This window comes from Bacillus licheniformis DSM 13 = ATCC 14580 (genome assembly GCF_000011645.1).
Lineage (GTDB): Bacteria > Bacillota > Bacilli > Bacillales > Bacillaceae > Bacillus > Bacillus licheniformis.
The window spans coordinates 2632033-2648260 of the sequence record NC_006270.3; the positions used below are offsets into that span (position 1 = coordinate 2632033).

Annotated in this window: 14 protein-coding genes; 2 read left to right on the top strand and 12 right to left on the bottom strand. The window is 47.4% G+C overall.

Translation table 11 applies throughout. The features are described from left to right. Positions 1–18 precede the first annotated feature (18 nt). From prmA to gpr, 10 genes are all read right to left on the bottom strand, one after another. Positions 19–954 (bottom strand): 50S ribosomal protein L11 methyltransferase, encoded by a 936-nt coding sequence (prmA, locus tag TRNA_RS35055; RefSeq protein WP_003183664.1) that lies wholly within the window; start codon positions 952–954, stop codon positions 19–21. Positions 955–977: 23 nt separating this feature from the next. Next, positions 978–2105: a molecular chaperone DnaJ gene (dnaJ, locus tag TRNA_RS35060; protein ID WP_003183667.1), complete on the bottom strand. Its 1128-nt coding sequence runs from the start codon at positions 2103–2105 to the stop codon at positions 978–980. Positions 2106–2287: 182 nt separating this feature from the next. Then, positions 2288–4126 carry a molecular chaperone DnaK gene (gene dnaK / locus TRNA_RS35065; protein ID WP_003183668.1) on the bottom strand — a complete coding sequence of 613 codons (1839 nt, stop codon included), beginning with the start codon at positions 4124–4126 and terminating at the stop codon, positions 2288–2290. Positions 4127–4149: 23 nt separating this feature from the next. Further along, the gene (gene grpE / locus TRNA_RS35070) at positions 4150–4734 is read right to left on the bottom strand and encodes a nucleotide exchange factor GrpE (protein WP_003183669.1); all 585 of its coding nucleotides are present in this window, start codon (positions 4732–4734) and stop codon (positions 4150–4152) included. A 78-nt stretch (positions 4735–4812) separates the two neighbouring features. Then, positions 4813–5844, bottom strand: coding sequence for a heat-inducible transcriptional repressor HrcA (hrcA, locus tag TRNA_RS35075; protein ID WP_003183671.1), 1032 nt, complete (start codon positions 5842–5844; stop codon positions 4813–4815). An 80-nt stretch (positions 5845–5924) separates the two neighbouring features. After that, positions 5925–7064 carry a radical SAM family heme chaperone HemW gene (gene hemW, locus TRNA_RS35080; RefSeq protein WP_009327869.1) on the bottom strand — a complete coding sequence of 380 codons (1140 nt, stop codon included), beginning with the start codon at positions 7062–7064 and terminating at the stop codon, positions 5925–5927. Between the two features lie 59 nt (positions 7065–7123). Further along, complete coding sequence (gene lepA / locus TRNA_RS35085) at positions 7124–8962, bottom strand: translation elongation factor 4 (protein ID WP_003183674.1); 1839 nt, start codon at positions 8960–8962, stop codon at positions 7124–7126. Positions 8963–9107: 145 nt separating this feature from the next. Beyond that, positions 9108–9431: a YqxA family protein gene (locus TRNA_RS35090; RefSeq protein WP_003183676.1), complete on the bottom strand. Its 324-nt coding sequence runs from the start codon at positions 9429–9431 to the stop codon at positions 9108–9110. A gap of 15 nt (positions 9432–9446) precedes the next feature. Continuing rightward, the gene (spoIIP, locus tag TRNA_RS35095) at positions 9447–10652 is read right to left on the bottom strand and encodes a stage II sporulation protein P (RefSeq protein ID WP_003183678.1); all 1206 of its coding nucleotides are present in this window, start codon (positions 10650–10652) and stop codon (positions 9447–9449) included. A 118-nt stretch (positions 10653–10770) separates the two neighbouring features. Continuing rightward, positions 10771–11877 carry a GPR endopeptidase gene (gene gpr, locus TRNA_RS35100; RefSeq protein ID WP_009327867.1) on the bottom strand — a complete coding sequence of 369 codons (1107 nt, stop codon included), beginning with the start codon at positions 11875–11877 and terminating at the stop codon, positions 10771–10773. A gap of 204 nt (positions 11878–12081) precedes the next feature. Here gpr and rpsT point away from each other — a divergent pair, with 204 nt between their 5' ends. Continuing rightward, on the top strand, positions 12082–12348 hold the full coding sequence (gene rpsT, locus TRNA_RS35105; RefSeq protein ID WP_003183682.1) for a 30S ribosomal protein S20: 267 nt from the start codon (positions 12082–12084) through the stop codon (positions 12346–12348). Positions 12349–12409: 61 nt separating this feature from the next. On the opposite strand, the gene holA is transcribed toward rpsT, so the two are convergent. After that, positions 12410–13453, bottom strand: a complete 1044-nt coding sequence (gene holA, locus TRNA_RS35110) for a DNA polymerase III subunit delta (RefSeq protein WP_009327866.1) — start codon at positions 13451–13453, stop codon at positions 12410–12412. 229 nt (positions 13454–13682) lie between these two features. Between holA and TRNA_RS43360 the strand changes: the two genes are divergently transcribed. Continuing rightward, positions 13683–13814, top strand: coding sequence for a YqzM family protein (locus tag TRNA_RS43360; protein WP_003183686.1), 132 nt, complete (start codon positions 13683–13685; stop codon positions 13812–13814). Between the two features lie 24 nt (positions 13815–13838). On the opposite strand, the gene TRNA_RS35120 is transcribed toward TRNA_RS43360, so the two are convergent. Then, a complete protein-coding gene (locus TRNA_RS35120) occupies positions 13839–16226 on the bottom strand; it encodes a DNA internalization-related competence protein ComEC/Rec2 (protein WP_009327865.1) in 2388 nt (795 codons plus the stop codon). Between the last annotated feature and the right edge of the window lie 2 nt (positions 16227–16228).

Sequence of the window (16228 nt, forward strand, 5' to 3'; positions counted from 1 at the left end):
TGTCACACCTACTAACGATTATTTTTTAGCGATGATGCTGACCCAGTCCTCCATTGAAAGAACCTCAACGATCGTAAAGCCTTCTTTCACCAGTGCATCTTTGACTTCCTGTTTTTTCTGCTGGATGATCCCCGAAGTGATGAAATAGCCGCCGTCTTTCAACAGGCTGTATGCTTGATCCGTAAAGCGCAAGATGACCTCGGCCAGGATATTGGCGACGATGATGTCTTTTTCGCCTTCGACGCCGTCAAGCAGATTATTTTGCTTAATCTCGATATGATCGCTGACTTTATTGAGCTTGGAGTTCAAGCGGGCGCTTTCAACGGCTACAGGATCGAGATCATATCCTTCAACCTGTTTGGCGCGAAGCATGGCTGAAGCAATGCTCAAAATGCCGGTTCCCGTTCCGACGTCCACGACCGAATCCCCTTCTTTCACATACCTTTCAAGCGCCTGTATGCAAAGGACGGTTGTCGGGTGGGTGCCTGTTCCAAACGCCATTCCCGGGTCCATCTCGATGATGAGTTCATCCGTATGAACCGGTGTGTACTCTTCCCAAGTCGGAACAATCGTAAACTTCTCGGAAATTTTCACGGGATGATAATATTTTTTCCATGCTGTCGCCCATTCTTCTTCGTTAACCTCGCTGATGGTGATTTTGTTGCGTCCAAGGTCAATATCATACAGCAGCAGATTATTGATCGTTTCTTTGATTCCTTCTACGGTCTCCCCCAAAAAGCTGTTGATCGGAAGATACGCTTTGATGATGACTCCTTCATCAGGATAATCATTGGGATCGAGCTGGTAGATTTCTCCGTATACATTCTCACGCTCTTTAATTAAATCAAGCGGATCTTCAATCACTACTCCACTCGCACCAGCTTCATGCAAAATATTCGAGATGGGCTCAACCGCTTCATGTGTCGTGTGAATGCAGATTTCGGACCATTTCATACTACCAACTCCTCATCCAATCATTAATCGCCTTTAAAGGCGCGCTTTACTTTATCGAAAAAACTCATTTCCTGTTCATCCGGCATATTTCCGCTCACTTCTGCAAATTCGCGGAGAATATTTTTCTGGTTTTCTGTTAAATTCGTCGGTGTCACGACGCGGACAACGATGTGCTGATCGCCTTGTCCGTACCCGCGCACGTTGGCAACGCCTTTTCCTTTTAAGCGGAACTTGGTGCCCGTCTGGGTGCCCGCCGGCACTTTTAATTTTACTTTTCCGTGAAGAGTAGGCACTTCGATTTCATCTCCAAGGGCAGCCTGTGCAAATGTCAGCGGCATTTCGCAGTAAATATCGTCTCCATCGCGCTCGAAAAATTCGTGCTCTTGGACGCGGAAAACGACGAATAAGTCACCTGACGGACCGCCGTTGATCCCCGGTTCGCCCTGTCCGGCTACTCGAAGCTGCTGGCCGTCGTCCACACCCGCCGGGATGGTGACATTGATTTTCTTGCGTTTTTTCACTTTTCCTGTGCCGCCGCAAGTTGAACATTTGTGCTTGATTTGCTTACCCGTTCCATTACAGTAATGACATACTCTTCTGTTGACAACTTTTCCGAACGGTGTTGACTGCTCCATGTTCAGCTGGCCTGATCCGCCGCAGTGTGAACATGTTTCCGGCTTTGTTCCCGGTTTTGCGCCGGAGCCGCTGCATGTTTCGCACGTTTCTTCACGCGGAATTTCGATCGTCGTCTCTTTTCCGAAGGCTGCCTCTTCAAATGACAGTGTCATCGTATACTGCAGATCGGCACCCTGCCTCGGGGCATTCGGGTCTCTCCGCCTTGCGCCGCCTCCGAAAATGCTTGAGAAAATATCGTCAAACCCAAAGCCGCCGAAGTCGCCTCCGCCGAAACCTCCGCCTCCGAATCCTTGATTTGGGTCGGTGTGGCCGAACTGGTCGTAATGGGCCCGTTTTTGGTCATCAGAAAGTGTTTCATAGGCTTCTTTGACTTCTTTGAATTTTTCAGCCGCTCCGGCTTCTTTGTTGATGTCCGGGTGATATTTTTTAGAAAGCTTGCGGTAAGCTTTTTTAATCTCATCTTTAGAAGCGCTCTTACCTACCCCAAGCACCTCATAGTAATCACGCTTACTCATCTCTTCACACTCCCGATTTTCTCACATAAATTAGATTGTATCATTTCAAATTATGTTTTTTCAATTCCTTTTGTCCTTTAGGAAGAAAAAAGTCAAAGTCAAGAGATCCTGACTTTGACTTTCATCGCCTGTAAGGTCATGTGCTGTGCAAACCGGGGTAAGCACAGCACATTTTATTTCGATTATTTTTGATCTTTGTCGTCGTTTACTTCTTCATATTCAGCGTCCACGACATTATCATCGGCTTTTTTAGCGCCAGCTCCGCCGTCTTGCTGAGCCTGAGCCTGTTTTGCGGCTTCTTCGTAAAGCTTCATTGAAAGCTCTTGAACGATCGCTTGCAGCTCATCTTTTTTCGCCTTGATTTCATCAAGGTCATTTTTCTCGATCGCAGCTTTTAGCGCGTCTTTTGCTTCATTCGCTTTTTTCACCTGTGCTTCATCGGCTTTGCCTTCAAGATCTTTCAGCGTTTTTTCAGTTGTGAAGACAAGCTGGTCCGCTTCGTTGCGAAGCTCGATTTCTTCTTTTTTCTTCGCATCTGCTTCGGCGTTTTCTTCAGCCTCTTTCACCATACGCTCGATCTCGTCGTCAGAAAGGCCTGAAGAAGATTTGATCGTGATGTTTTGCTCTTTGCCAGTGCCCAGATCTTTCGCGCTGACGTTGACGATACCGTTTTTATCAATGTCAAATGACACTTCGATTTGCGGTACGCCGCGAGGAGCCGGCGGGATATCTGTAAGCTGGAAGCGTCCGAGCGTTTTGTTGTCGGCAGCCATTGGGCGCTCACCTTGGAGCACGTGGATGTCAACCGCTGTTTGGTTGTCGGCCGCTGTTGAGAACACTTGGGACTTGCTTGTCGGGATTGTCGTGTTGCGCTCAATCAGCTTCGTGAACACGCCGCCCATCGTTTCGATACCAAGTGACAGCGGAGTTACGTCCAGAAGGACAACATCTTTGACATCGCCTGTGATGACGCCGCCTTGAATTGCTGCACCAAGGGCTACGACTTCGTCAGGGTTGACGCCTTTATGCGCTTCTTTTCCAGTTTCTTTTTTGATCGCTTCCTGAACGGCAGGAATACGTGTTGATCCGCCGACAAGGATGACTTTGTCGATTTCGCTTGCAGAAAGTCCCGCATCTTGAAGAGCCTGGCGTACAGGACCCATTGTGCGCTCTACCAAGTGTGAAGACAGCTCTTCAAACTTCGCGCGGGTCAGTGTCAATTCAAGGTGCAGCGGACCTGCTTCACCCGCTGTGATAAACGGCAGGGAAATTTGCGTAGAAGATACGCCGGAAAGGTCTTTTTTCGCTTTCTCAGCAGCATCTTTTAAGCGCTGAAGCGCCATTTTGTCTTTAGAAAGGTCGATGCCGTTTTCTTTTTTGAATTCTGAGACGAGATGATCGATGATCACTTGGTCAAAGTCGTCTCCTCCAAGGCGGTTGTCACCCGCTGTAGAGCGAACTTCGAATACGCCGTCTCCCAATTCAAGGATGGAAACGTCGAATGTACCGCCGCCAAGGTCGTAGACGAGGATCGTCTGATCTTCTTCCGTTTTATCCAGACCGTAGGCAAGCGCAGCTGCAGTCGGCTCGTTGATGATCCGCTCAACTTCAAGTCCGGCGATTTTACCGGCATCTTTAGTCGCTTGACGCTCTGCATCGTTGAAGTATGCAGGAACTGTGATCACGGCTTTAGACACGGTTTCGCCCAAATAGCTTTCAGCATATGATTTCAAATGCTGAAGGATGATGGCAGACACTTCTTGCGGCGTGTACTTTTTGCCTTCAATTTCAACTGTATAGTCAGTGCCCATGTGGCGCTTGATCGACATGATCGTGTTCGGGTTCGTGATGGACTGGCGTTTCGCCACTTCACCCACCTGGCGTTCTCCGTTTTTAAATGCGACAACTGAAGGAGTCGTGCGGGCTCCTTCTGGATTTGGGATGACTTTCGGCTCTCCGCCTTCAAGCACTGCAACGCATGAGTTCGTTGTTCCCAAGTCGATTCCGATTACTTTGCTCATGATTTTTACCTCCTGCTATGTAGTTATTGATTGACTTTTACCATAGAAGGACGGATCACCCGGTCCTTAAGTTTATAGCCTTTTTGCAGTTCCTCAACGACTGCGTTTGATTCGTACGCTTCATCCTCAACCTGCATAACAGCTTGGTGCATGTTCGGGTCAAATTGCTCTCCGACTGATGGAATCTGTTCAACTCCTTCATTTTTAAGAGCCTCCAAAATTTGACGGTGCACCATTTCCATTCCTTGAAGCAGGCTTTTCGTCTGCTCATTGTCAGGATCGATCTGAAGTGCGCGCTCAAAGTTGTCAAGCGCCGGCAGCAAATCGCTGATGATGCGCTGGGAGCGGTACTTTTCAGCAGCCTCGAGATCAAGGCGTGCGCGTCTTTTGTAGTTTTCAAAGTCCGCCTGAACACGTAAAAGTTTATTTTCTTTTTCTTCAAGACGTTCTTGAAGTTCTTTTAGTTGTTTTTCAAGCATTTCTGTTTGAGTTTCTTCTGCCGGGGCATCAGCTTCAGCAGCCGTTTGTTCAGCTTCGGCTGTCTCCGCTTCTGTCTCGTTCAGTTCCTCTTGTTCGTTTAGCTCTTCGTTTTGTTTTTCTTCTGCCATCTGTGTTCACCTCCCTTAAAGGATGAGTTTCATGATAAAGAAGGGATTCCTCCCTTCTGTTTGTTTTCAGGTACTGCCTTACCCATCATACAAACTTGTCAGCGCTTTTGACAAGTCAGATGATACGTGCTGAAGCAAGCCGACGACGCGGGAGTAGTCCATGCGCGTCGGTCCGATGACCGCAATGGAGCCGATCTGTTTTGAGCCGACCGTGTATGTTGCGGTAATCAGGCTGCAGTTTTCCATCTCTTCATAGTCGTTTTCTTTGCCGATTTTGATGGTAATTCCGGACTCAGTCGACTGAAAGAGCCGGAGAATCTCCTGTTCTTTCTCAATGAGCGACAATAGCGATTTCACTCTGTCAATATCGTGAAATTCGGGCTGGTTCAGCATGTTAATCTTGCCGCCGAAAAACAGCCGGTCGGTTTGAACAGATGAATCCAGCGTTGCGCCGAGCGCGTGCAAAATCGTATCGTAATTTTGAATGTGCGACTTCAAGAAGATGACAACCTCTTTGAAAATCCTGTCTTTCAGTTCTGAGATCGGCACGCCTCTAAGGCGTTCATTTAATATATTCACCAGCTTCTCGAGATCGGAAAGATCGACCTCCGCCGGGAAATTAATCGTTTTATTCTCCACATGGCCGGTATTCGTTACTAGAATGGCAACGGCCTTCTTGGGCTGAATCGGTACAATCTGGATCTGTTTGAGATGGTTTTCACTCAGTCTCGGACCGAGGACAATCGATGTATAATTTGTCAGGTCGGACAGCACTTGGGCCGACTTCTGCACGGCTTTTTCGAGTTCAAAGATTTTTTCTTTGAAAATCGAATGAATAATGTTTAAGTCCGTTTTTGACAGCTTTCCAGGTGAAAGCAGATGATCGACATAATAGCGATAGCCCTTTTCAGAAGGAATCCGGCCTGAAGATGAGTGGGTTTTTTCGATAAAACCGAGCTCTTCCAAGTCAGCCATTTCGTTTCTGATCGTTGCCGAGCTGAATGTGATATCTTCCTTTTTGGAAAGCGTTCTTGATCCTACCGGCTGAGCTGAACGAATGAAATCGTTGACGATAACCTGCAAGATTAACAGCTGACGATTTGTTAACATCCATATCACCCCTGTTAGCACTCGGCACAACTGAGTGCTAATTGTATATCAAAATTACCAAACCGAAATCAAAATGTCAATTATAACTCACCCAGGAATGCCTGAAATACTTCATTTCCCAACAGTTTTCCATTATGTGTTAGAAACACGTTTTTGTTCGTGTTCACAATCAACCCTGTTTCTTCCAGCGAATGGAGCACCTTCGGAAAGAGATCGTCAACAGATCTTCCATATGTTTCGAAAAAGCGCTCTTTGTTTACTCCCTCAGTTTTTCGAAGACCGAGAAACATTTCTTCTTCAATCTGTTCATTTTTTGTGACCATGTGCTTTTCCTTATAAGGAAAGCCGGATTGTTCAATCAGGTCGATATAATGTTTGACAGGGCCCGCATTTACCGTTCTTTCACCATTGATATAACCGTGTGCGCCCGCGCCAAAACCGAAATAATCCTCATTGTTCCAATATGTGAGGTTATGTTTGCTCTCATATCCTTTTTTGGCGTAGTTGCTGATTTCGTATTGGCCGATGCCCGCTTCTTCCATTTTCCGCATAACGAGTTCGTACATTTCAGCTTCCTGATCCTGCGGCGGCAGGTGAAGCCGGCCTTTTTTCATCAAGTTGTAGAAAACGGTTTTCGGTTCGACGATCAGCGAATAAACCGAATAGTGTTCAGCACCGAGGGCAAGCGCCGTATCGAGCGATGAAGCGAGGTGGCCGATGGTTTGTCCGGGCAGACCGAACATCAGATCAAGGCTGATATTATCAAACCCCGCCTTTCTCGCTCTTTCAAACGAAACGAGTACGTCTTTTTGCTCGTGAACCCTGCCGATTTTTTTCAGCAGCTCGTCTTCAAACGTCTGCACGCCAAAGCTCAGCCTGTCTACACCGGCAGCTTTTAAAACATCCAGCTTTTCAGCTGATAAATCGTCGGGATTGGCTTCCACTGCAAATTCAGCAAGGCTTTCGGACGGTTTCAAAACGCGATGAATGGAATCGAGGAGCCGTTCGAGCTGAGCTGCCGACAGCGATGTCGGCGTTCCTCCCCCGATAAAGATCGTTTTCAGCTCCGGATGTCCGGTTGCCTCCATTGAATTGGCCATTTCCTTCTCTAAGGAACGCAAATATTCATCAACGGGCTGAGATTGAATAAAAAACTTGTTGAAGTCGCAATAATGGCAAATGTGCTCGCAAAACGGAATATGTATATATGCTGCTTTCATTGTTTTCACCTTCTTTTACAGGAAGAAGCCGCAGTGTGTTACGCTGCGGCGGCTCATGATTATGATTTCGGGCCGCTGTCGTCCATTTTCAGGACTGCCATAAAGGCTTCCTGCGGAACTTCGACAGAGCCGACCTGTTTCATTCTTCGCTTTCCTTCCTTTTGCTTTTCAAGCAGTTTGCGCTTTCTGGAAATATCCCCGCCGTAGCACTTCGCCAAAACGTTTTTGCGCATTGCTTTGATGGTTGAACGGGCGACAATTTTTGTACCGATGGCTGCCTGGACAGGCACTTCAAACTGCTGGCGCGGAATGAGCTCTTTCAGCTTTTCGACGATAACTTTTCCTCGTTCATAAGCATAATCGCGGTGAACGATAAAGGAAAGGGCATCGATTTTTTCGCCGTTCAGCATAATATCCATTTTCACGAGCTTGGACGGTTTATATCCGATGAGTTCGTAATCAAATGACGCATAGCCTTTCGTATTTGATTTAAGCTGATCGAAAAACTCGTAGACGATTTCCGCAAGCGGAATTTCGTAGACAATGCTGACGCGGTTCGCATCAAGGTACTGCATATCAATAAACTGGCCGCGCTTGCCCTGGCACAGTTCCATGACCGCTCCGACAAAGTCGTTCGGCACCATCATCGTCGCTTTGACGAACGGTTCTTCCACCCGGTCGATCTTCTGCGGATCAGGCATGTTTGACGGGTTATCGACGACGATTTTTTCACCGTCTGTCATGTACACGTCGTAGATTACGCTCGGAGCCGTCGTAATCAAATCGATGTTGAATTCGCGTTCAATCCGCTCCTGGATGATTTCCATGTGGAGCATCCCTAAGAAACCGCAGCGGAAGCCGAATCCGAGAGCTTGGGACGTTTCCGCTTCGTACTGCAGGGCTGAATCGTTCAGCTCAAGTTTTTCAAGCGCTTCCCGCAAGTCGTTGTATTTCGCTGTATCAATCGGATACAGGCCGCAATAAACCATCGGATTCAGCTTTCTGTAGCCTGGCAGGGCTTCGGGTGCAGGGTTTTCCGCGCTCGTAATCGTATCCCCTACACGAGTGTCTCCGACGTTTTTGATTGCGGCCGTCAGGAATCCGACGTCGCCGACAGTCAGTTCGTCAGCCGGAACGGCCTTCGGTGTGAAAACGCCGACTTCAGTGACTTCAAATTCCTTTCCGGTCGCCATCATCTTGATTTTTTGACCGGCTTTTACGGTACCTTGCACGACTCTGATATAGGCGACGACCCCGCGGTAAGCATCATACAGGGAGTCAAAGATCAGCGCCTGAAGCGGCGCTTCCGGATCTCCGCTTGGTGCGGGAACCTTTTCAACGATCTGCTCCAATATTTCCTCAATTCCGATGCCTGCTTTTGCTGAAGCAAGGACGGCTTCTGAAGCGTCAAGACCGATAACATCCTCGACTTCCTGGCGGACGCGTTCGGGTTCTGCGCTCGGAAGGTCGATTTTATTAATGACCGGCAGGATTTCAAGGTCGTTGTCAAGCGCAAGGTAAACGTTTGCCAGCGTTTGCGCCTCGATTCCCTGGGCGGCGTCTACGACGAGAATCGCGCCTTCGCATGCGGCAAGGCTTCTCGAAACCTCATACGTAAAATCGACGTGTCCCGGGGTATCGATCAGATGAAAAATATATTCCTCTCCGTCCTTCGCCTGATATTTCAGCTGTACGGAGTTCAGTTTAATGGTGATTCCTCTTTCACGTTCCAAATCCATTGAGTCGAGGAGCTGTTCTTTCATTTCCCTTTGAGTGATTGCCGCCGTTTTTTCCAAGATTCGATCCGCAAGCGTTGACTTGCCGTGGTCGATATGGGCGATAATAGAGAAATTTCGGATTCTCGACTGCCTTTGTAATCGTTTTTCTTTATCTGTCACACTAATCACTCCTACTATGAAACGCAATATGCGCTAGCTTAGATTATATCAATAGGGTTGTGAAGATTCAATGCTAAGTCACATATGCTTTCTAAACCCGAAAAAGAAAAAACGAGTCCTGCATCCGGCTCGTTTTTTCTTTTACCTATTCCGTTTTTTCCTTTATCCAGTCATACAATGAACGGGCTGTGTTTGTGACCGAATCGGCCAGGGCTCGGCCGGCCGAGGAAAAGAGGTTGAAAGCTTCCAGCTGTTCCAGCTCTTTTTGTTTTTCCTCCAAATCGATTTGATGGCCGAGGACTGACGCCTCTTTCGCATCCCCTTCAGATATGCTGAGCGCTGCTTTTAAATCAGGGTCCTCGTACCCTTTCATTTCAATCATTCCGTTGTTCGCCTGCTGCATGCCGAGAAGAACGCCGAAAAACATGACAGCGCAAGCCAATATGCATTTTCCCATAAAAGAAGCCACTTCGATCACCTGCCTCTATTGTTTTTTCTTATCGTCTTCACCGGAGTCTGCATCAACTTTTTCAGCATTCCAGTACATCTCGCTGAATACATCCGCCATCGCTTCTGCAGCCCGCTCCAGCTCTTCGCGGTTATTATCTACGCCGCCAAATTCGATTAAGACGGATCTTTCGTTTAAATCCTGATTATATATGCCATTATCCCCGGCAGCTCCCTTAGATATAACTCCGCGGCTCAAACCGGGATATTTTTTTTCCATCCGTTCATGCAGCTCTTTTGCCAGCTTTAAGTTCGATTCGAAATTAGAGCTCTTCTTGCCGAGCACAAACGCAACGCGTGCATAGCTTTTTCCTTTGACAGTCGCGGTTGTCGCTTTCTTCCGTTGCGAATCCCTGTGAATATCGATAAAATACTGCAAGTCTTTGTTCTGGGCCATCGCCTCTTTGACGACCGGCCTTGATTCATCATAGGAACGGGCATAGGCCCAGCCTTTTTTCCGCAAATTCGCCTGAAAATCGGTTTTATCCACCATCGCCCCGACGCCCTGCGATTTCATCGCATTTGCGAGCATATCGCTGACAAGCGTAACATTTGCTTTCGAATGAATCGCCCGATCAGGATCTGCCTCACCTTTTAAAAAGGGAAGATACGATTCCGTATTGTGCGTATTGTAGATAAATACGACTTTGCGGCCGCCCGTCGATTGTTCAGGAGGTTTTTCCCCGTCTGTTTTCTTTTTCTGTTTCCCTTCAAGCTCTGCAAGATTCGCTTCTCTCTCCTCTTTTAAGACCTCAGTCGGCGGCGGAGATTCTGACGGCATATTCGTATAATCCGTCCCTTGCCCGGCAATGAGGATTTCCGAGTCAAAATGAGAGAATCCCGGAAGCTCCCGTCCGAGAAAACTTCGCGGATCTTTCAAATTAATGCTGGTCGCCAGCTTCAGGACGAGGGGGGAAAGCTCAAAGCGCTTATTCGGTTCCGGCAATTCTGATGCAAAGTAGTGGTTTTCCATTCCCAAAATGAGCCCAAAGGTCTCGCCCTTCAGTTCATCAGCCACCCGGTACAACGATGAAGACGGCCTTAACTCAGGACGCAGCGATGTGAGCACGCCTGATAAAATAAAAACGAGCAGCAGGCTGACGATAAATAAGAATACTGTCTTAACCGCGCTTCTTCCATTTACAGCCAGCACAAACTGACGATTCCTGCCTCTTTTTCTCATTGTAAATCCCTCCAGAGCTTGTCTAGTAAATAGACTATGTACAAGATAGAGGAAGTAGAACAAGTTCCGGCAATGCTAAATGTCATGAAAAAAAGCGGCCGGGCCAGCCGCCTTGATCTTAGTGGTTATACATTCCTTTATTGTCTTGCGATACATTTTCATGGAGCGCTGTGTTCAGACCGTTTGCAATCACATTTGCCATATCATCGATAAATGTATCGACCTCTTTAGGGGTCACCATTAAGTTATGGCCGAGCGGAGCGAGGACTTCATGGATCAGCTGCCTTTTTTCATCCTCTGCGAGGCCTCCGACTATACCGAGAAACGATTTGCGGTGCTCTTCATCGGGAAGGTCTTCTTCGGTGAGGACCTTTCTTTTCCCAAAGCTCATCCCCGCGGGAACGAGCGACCTGGACGGACTGTCGTCTCTCATCTCTCTTCCAAAATGCTTCAGCATGTAATCAATCGTGTCGCTCGTGATCGTGACGGCATCGACCACTGTCGGAACACCGATGGCGATGACCGGAATGCCGAGCGTATCCTTGCTTAACTCTTTTCTTTTATTCCCCACACCAGACCCGGGGTGTATCCCGCTGTCTGAAATTTGAATGGTAGAATTCACACGCTCGATCCCTCTTGATGCCAGCGCATCAATGGCAATGACAAAATCGGGCTTTGAGCGATCGATCACCCCTTGGATAATGTCGCTCGTTTCAATTCCGGTCAAGCCCATGACTCCCGGGGAAAGCGCACTCACCGGACGGTAGCCTTCCTCTACATTTTCGGGCTGCAGCTGAAACAGGTGCCTCGTCACGAGAAGGTTCTCCGTCACTAGGGGGCCGAGCGAGTCGGGCGTGACATTCCAGTTGCCGAGCCCGACTATTAAGCAGCTGGCATCCCGCGGAATGCCCAAATAATCGAGAAACGAGGAAAATTCCTTTGCGAAGACATCGACGACTTTTTCCTGCAATACGGAATCCTGCTGTCTGATCCCTTGTGTTTCAAAGGTTAAATAGCGGCCGGCTTTTTTCCCCGACAGCTTCGCTCCTTCTTCATCAATATCCATCGTCTGAATTTTGATCCCGTCTTTTTCGTATTCTTTGACTGTAAACCCTTTCAGCTCTTTCTTTGGAGAAGCTTCCTTTTCCTCTGCCAGATCCCTCGCTTCCACGGCTAAGTCTGTCCGGACTGCATATTGACTTAAATCGAGCTTCTTTTTCTCCATATTTGCATTCCCTCCAAAAACATAACTGGTGTTAGTGTGCCCACAAGGTCTGCAAACATTCCCGCGAAGCGGAGCTTTCAAATAAAAATACTTTACATTTATATTGCAATCTAAGGGTGTGTTTGATAGAATACAATTTGTTCTATTGTTGAGATCTAACCTATAGAAAAGGAACAGAGGTTATGTCTTAGGAGGTGAAACACATTGCCAAACATTAAATCAGCGATCAAACGCACAAAAACAAACAACGAGCGCCGCGCGCACAACGCAACAATCAAATCTGCAATGCGCACTGCTATGAAACAAGTTGAAACTTTCGTAAGCAACAACGAAGCAGACAAAGCGAAAGCAGCTCTATCTGCAGCAGCAAAGAAAATCGATAAAGCAGCTAAAAAAGGTCTTGTCCACAAAAACACCGCCGCTCGTTACAAATCAAACCTAGCGAAAAAAGTGAACGGACTTTCTGCATAATAGAAAGCTTGGCTATGCCAAGCTTTTTTGCTTGCGTGAAGGATGAAAAAAACGGCTCTCTTTAAAGGAGGCCGTTTTTTTCATGAGGCTGCAGCAGCTTCAGCAAAAACAGTTCAAGCAGGAGCTGCTTGTCTTTTTTGCCTGTCTTCATTTCATAATCCATCACGGCGAGCTGCTCGATAATGTTCCTAAGCTCCTGCTCTGAAAAAAGCCTCGCCTGCTCGATCGCCAGCTTCACCCTGAACGGGTGCACTTTAAGGTTTGAGGCGATTTGCTTTTGTCCGTATCCCTGGTCAGAAAAATATTTGGTCTGCATCAGCAGCCTGAACTGATTAGCAATCAGCGCCATCATTTTAATCGGCTCTTCATTTTGCTTTAATAGATCGTAGAAAATCTGCAGCGCTTCTGTACGTTTCCGATTGACGACCTTATTGATCAGTTCGAAAATATTTTGTTCAAGCCCTCTCGCTACAAGCTTTCTGACATCCTCTATGGTGATCTCTCCGCGGTCACCGGTATATGTACTGAGCTTTTTAACCTCCTGGGCAATGGCTGACAGACTTGCATGACATAACAGGACAAGCTCCTCCGCCGCTTCCGGTTCGATTTGTTTGCCTTCCGACTTCGCGAGGCCTGCGATAAAGTCAGCCGTTTCTTTGGCGGTTAATTCCTTCGCTTCCACCATGTGCGCATGCTTTTTCAGGAGCTTGGTCAGCTTTTTCCGTTCATCGAGCTTTTCATAAGGCGCAAGCAAAACAAACACGGAATAAGGTGCCGGCTGCGTAATGTAAGCTTCCAGTACACCGAGATTATGCTCAAGCTTATCCTTCTTTTTTTCAGCTGTTAAAAACGCCGGGTTTTTCGCCACGACAAGACGCCTTTCCCCCATAAACGGAAAGGTTTCCGCATCCTCCACGGCAAGATCGAGCGCGTCTTCTTCCAGATCAAATATCGAGAAGTTAAAGTCTTTCGTCTCTTCATCAACAACGGCTTGTCTGATCCTTTGAACCGTCTCCTGCAGAAGATGCGTCTCTTTCCCGTACAAGCAATAAACGGGATGAATGTCGCCTTTTTTCAAGCTTTTCCAAACATCAAATACCGTCATCTGCACTTTCCCCTCTTTCATCCTTCCTTTCTATCCTAAAGCGTGTTTTGCAATTAGTAAAGAGAGAAGCGGAGTCACCCGCTCTCTCATTTATAATAAACGCCTTCCATAAACCCCCGGGTCAGTTTATAGAAGACGATGTTCATAAATTTTAGAAAACGGTTGCATGAAGCTCCTAGATTTTTGCAAAGAATTGAATTATACTGGATATCAATAGGAGGGGTAAATTGTGAATGAATTTGAAAAAGACGTGCAAAGCAAACGTAACGATCTTGTAGATTCAGGTGTCGGTTTTATCGTGTCTTTTGGCTTTTTCGCTACAATGTTTATTATCGCTACTGTTATACATCTGGCCGCTTAATCAAGCCAAGTCATGGACACCGCTTTACTCTCCGTCAGGCAAGCGGCTTTTTGACGACTGCTGTTTTTCAGCAGTCATTTTTTCTTGCGGGGAATGTACTTTATCATATGGAGGATGTAGCAAAAACGTTCCGTTCCCGCCTCGAAATAGGTGCTGAATCGAACCGTGCCGATCCGTTCTGAACACCTTCACATCGTGGCGGTTTAGGATGTCCAGCACTTCCCCGTGGGGATGCCCGTAGCGGTTGTGCTCCCCCGCCGAAATGAGGGCGGTTTTCGGCTCAATTTGCTTGATCAGCTCTTCACCCGTCGAACCTTTGCTTCCATGGTGACCGACTTTCAGAATATCCGCTTTAAGATTCGGATACACTTCCATCATCTCCTTTTCGCCCTCCTTCTCCAAATCTCCAGTTAACAGCCACGAAAATCCGCCTGCTTTCATCCACAATACGAGGGAACCATTGTTTTTGCTGTTTTTGTCCGCCTCTTTCGGTGAAAGAACATAAAATTCAAGATTGCCAATATGAAGGATGTCACCTCTTTTGGCTACATTCACCTCGACGCCTTCCTTCAAGGCAAGGCGAAGCAGCTTTTCATCAGACGGTTCGGCTGCGAAGCCTTTCGGCACGATCAATTGCTTCACTTTATGTTTTTGGATCAGCACATGCGCTTCACCGATATGATCCTGATCAGCATGGGTCAAAATTAAAGCATCGAGCTTCTTGACCCCTTTGGTTGCCAGAAAAGGCATTAACACGCTCTCCCCCAATGAAAAATCCTTCTTCCGCTTTCTCCACCGCTCTTTCCGGAAGGATACGGTTCCTCCCGTATCAATGAAGACCGTGCCATTCTGACCGGGAGCGCTGACATACATGCTGTCCCCTTGGCCGATATCAAGCATTGTAACCTCTCCCTCACCTGCAAGCTGAGGAAGACATGCGTGAATCACAAACACAGCAGCAAGCAGGCCGGACGGAATCATGACCGCACGAAGCGACATCTCTTTTTCCAGCAACAGCAAAAACAGAAAAATGGCTGTGAAGTAGAAAAACAACAAAAGATCCGGCGGCTTAGCCGCAGAAAAGACCGAAACATCCGCGGCAGACACCGTTTTAACAGCCTGATGGCTCCACACAAGCAGACGGTCAAGAACGGCGGCTGCCGCCTCCCCCAAGGGATGAAAACATATGAAAGCAAGCAGGCTTCCGAAAGACAGCGGCATGATGATGAAAATATAAAGAGGTATAAAAAATAGATTCATTAATGTGCTGAGAAATGAAAACTCTTGAAAATGAAAAAGCAGAATCGGGAGGGAAGCGAGCTGAGCCAAAAATGACCCCAATAGCAGCTGAGAGATTCGGCTTTTCGGCCTGGTCAATATCTCCTTTGAAAGAATGAAAACGAAGGATACAGCAAAAGAAAGCTGGAATCCGGCTTGAAATAACAGATAAGGATGATACAGCAGCAGTCCGAGGCAGGCAATGCTGATCACATCGGCACTTTTGAAGTTCTTTTTAGACAGTGATGCCAGCAGATAGATTTCAGACATGAAAACCGCTCTCATCACCGACGGGGCGCCTCCGGTCAAAACTGCGGCAACGGGAAGGCCGATCACGAGCAGCCATTTTGCGCATTCCCTCGTGACGCCGAAGCGAATAAATATGTAAAACAGAGCGGCTGAGAGCAGACCGACATGAAGCCCGGAAATCGCTAAAAGGTGAATGATTCCAAGACGCTGATAGCCGTCCAGGACATCTTGTTCAATGAGAAACCGGTCTCCGAAAATTAGCGCTCTTCCAATACCGGCAGCCGAGTCCGCCATATTTTCCTCTATAAAATCAAGGCCCGCTTTTCTGATTTTCAATAGAGATGGCATCAGGCCGCCGCCCGGCTTGCAGCTTGTAATAGACTGAACTGCAAAAATCCAGTGAATCCCTTTTTGATACATGGATTCTTTTTGATTAAAAGTGCCAGGAACCGTCTCTTTTTTCGGCTCTTTTAATTCACCTTGCATGACACAGAGGCTGCCCGGCTGAAGAGCTGAGAGCGCCCGTTTTTCTTGTGGAGACCGGAGCGTATATCCCGCTTTCAAAGCTTCTCCCTCATCTGTTTCGGCTGTGAAAGAAAGCCGGTCTCCGTCTATTACGGGAATATCCTGAACAGAAGCGAGCGTGTGAAATTTGCCTTCATGATAAATCGTTGTATTGAAATGGTCGATCACGTAAAAAGAAGTAAAATATAAAATACAAACCGCTGCACATAAAGCGAAAAGGAGTATTTGTTTTTTGAAGAAACAGAGGATAAAGAACAGAAAAAAACCGACGGCGAGGAAGAGATAAAGAGAAGAGTGAGCGGAGGCGATTCCGGCTGCCGCTGAAATCGCTCCGCACGGGAAGATGCGATGTCTGTCCATTG

Excerpts from the sequence above, each read along its gene's own strand:
- prmA (WP_003183664.1), bottom strand. The coding sequence starts at position 954 with ATGAAATGGTCCGAAATCTGCATTCACACGACACATGAAGCGGTTGAG.
- dnaJ (WP_003183667.1), bottom strand. The coding sequence starts at position 2,105 with ATGAGTAAGCGTGATTACTATGAGGTGCTTGGGGTAGGTAAGAGCGCT.
- dnaK (WP_003183668.1), bottom strand. The coding sequence starts at position 4,126 with ATGAGCAAAGTAATCGGAATCGACTTGGGAACAACGAACTCATGCGTT.
- grpE (WP_003183669.1), bottom strand. The coding sequence starts at position 4,734 with ATGGCAGAAGAAAAACAAAACGAAGAGCTAAACGAACAAGAGGAACTG.
- hrcA (WP_003183671.1), bottom strand. The coding sequence starts at position 5,844 with ATGTTAACAAATCGTCAGCTGTTAATCTTGCAGGTTATCGTCAACGAT.
- hemW (WP_009327869.1), bottom strand. The coding sequence starts at position 7,064 with ATGAAAGCAGCATATATACATATTCCGTTTTGCGAGCACATTTGCCAT.
- spoIIP (WP_003183678.1), bottom strand. The coding sequence starts at position 10,652 with ATGAGAAAAAGAGGCAGGAATCGTCAGTTTGTGCTGGCTGTAAATGGA.
- gpr (WP_009327867.1), bottom strand. The coding sequence starts at position 11,877 with ATGGAGAAAAAGAAGCTCGATTTAAGTCAATATGCAGTCCGGACAGAC.
- holA (WP_009327866.1), bottom strand. The coding sequence starts at position 13,453 with ATGACGGTATTTGATGTTTGGAAAAGCTTGAAAAAAGGCGACATTCAT.
- TRNA_RS35120 (WP_009327865.1), bottom strand. The coding sequence starts at position 16,226 with ATGGACAGACATCGCATCTTCCCGTGCGGAGCGATTTCAGCGGCAGCC.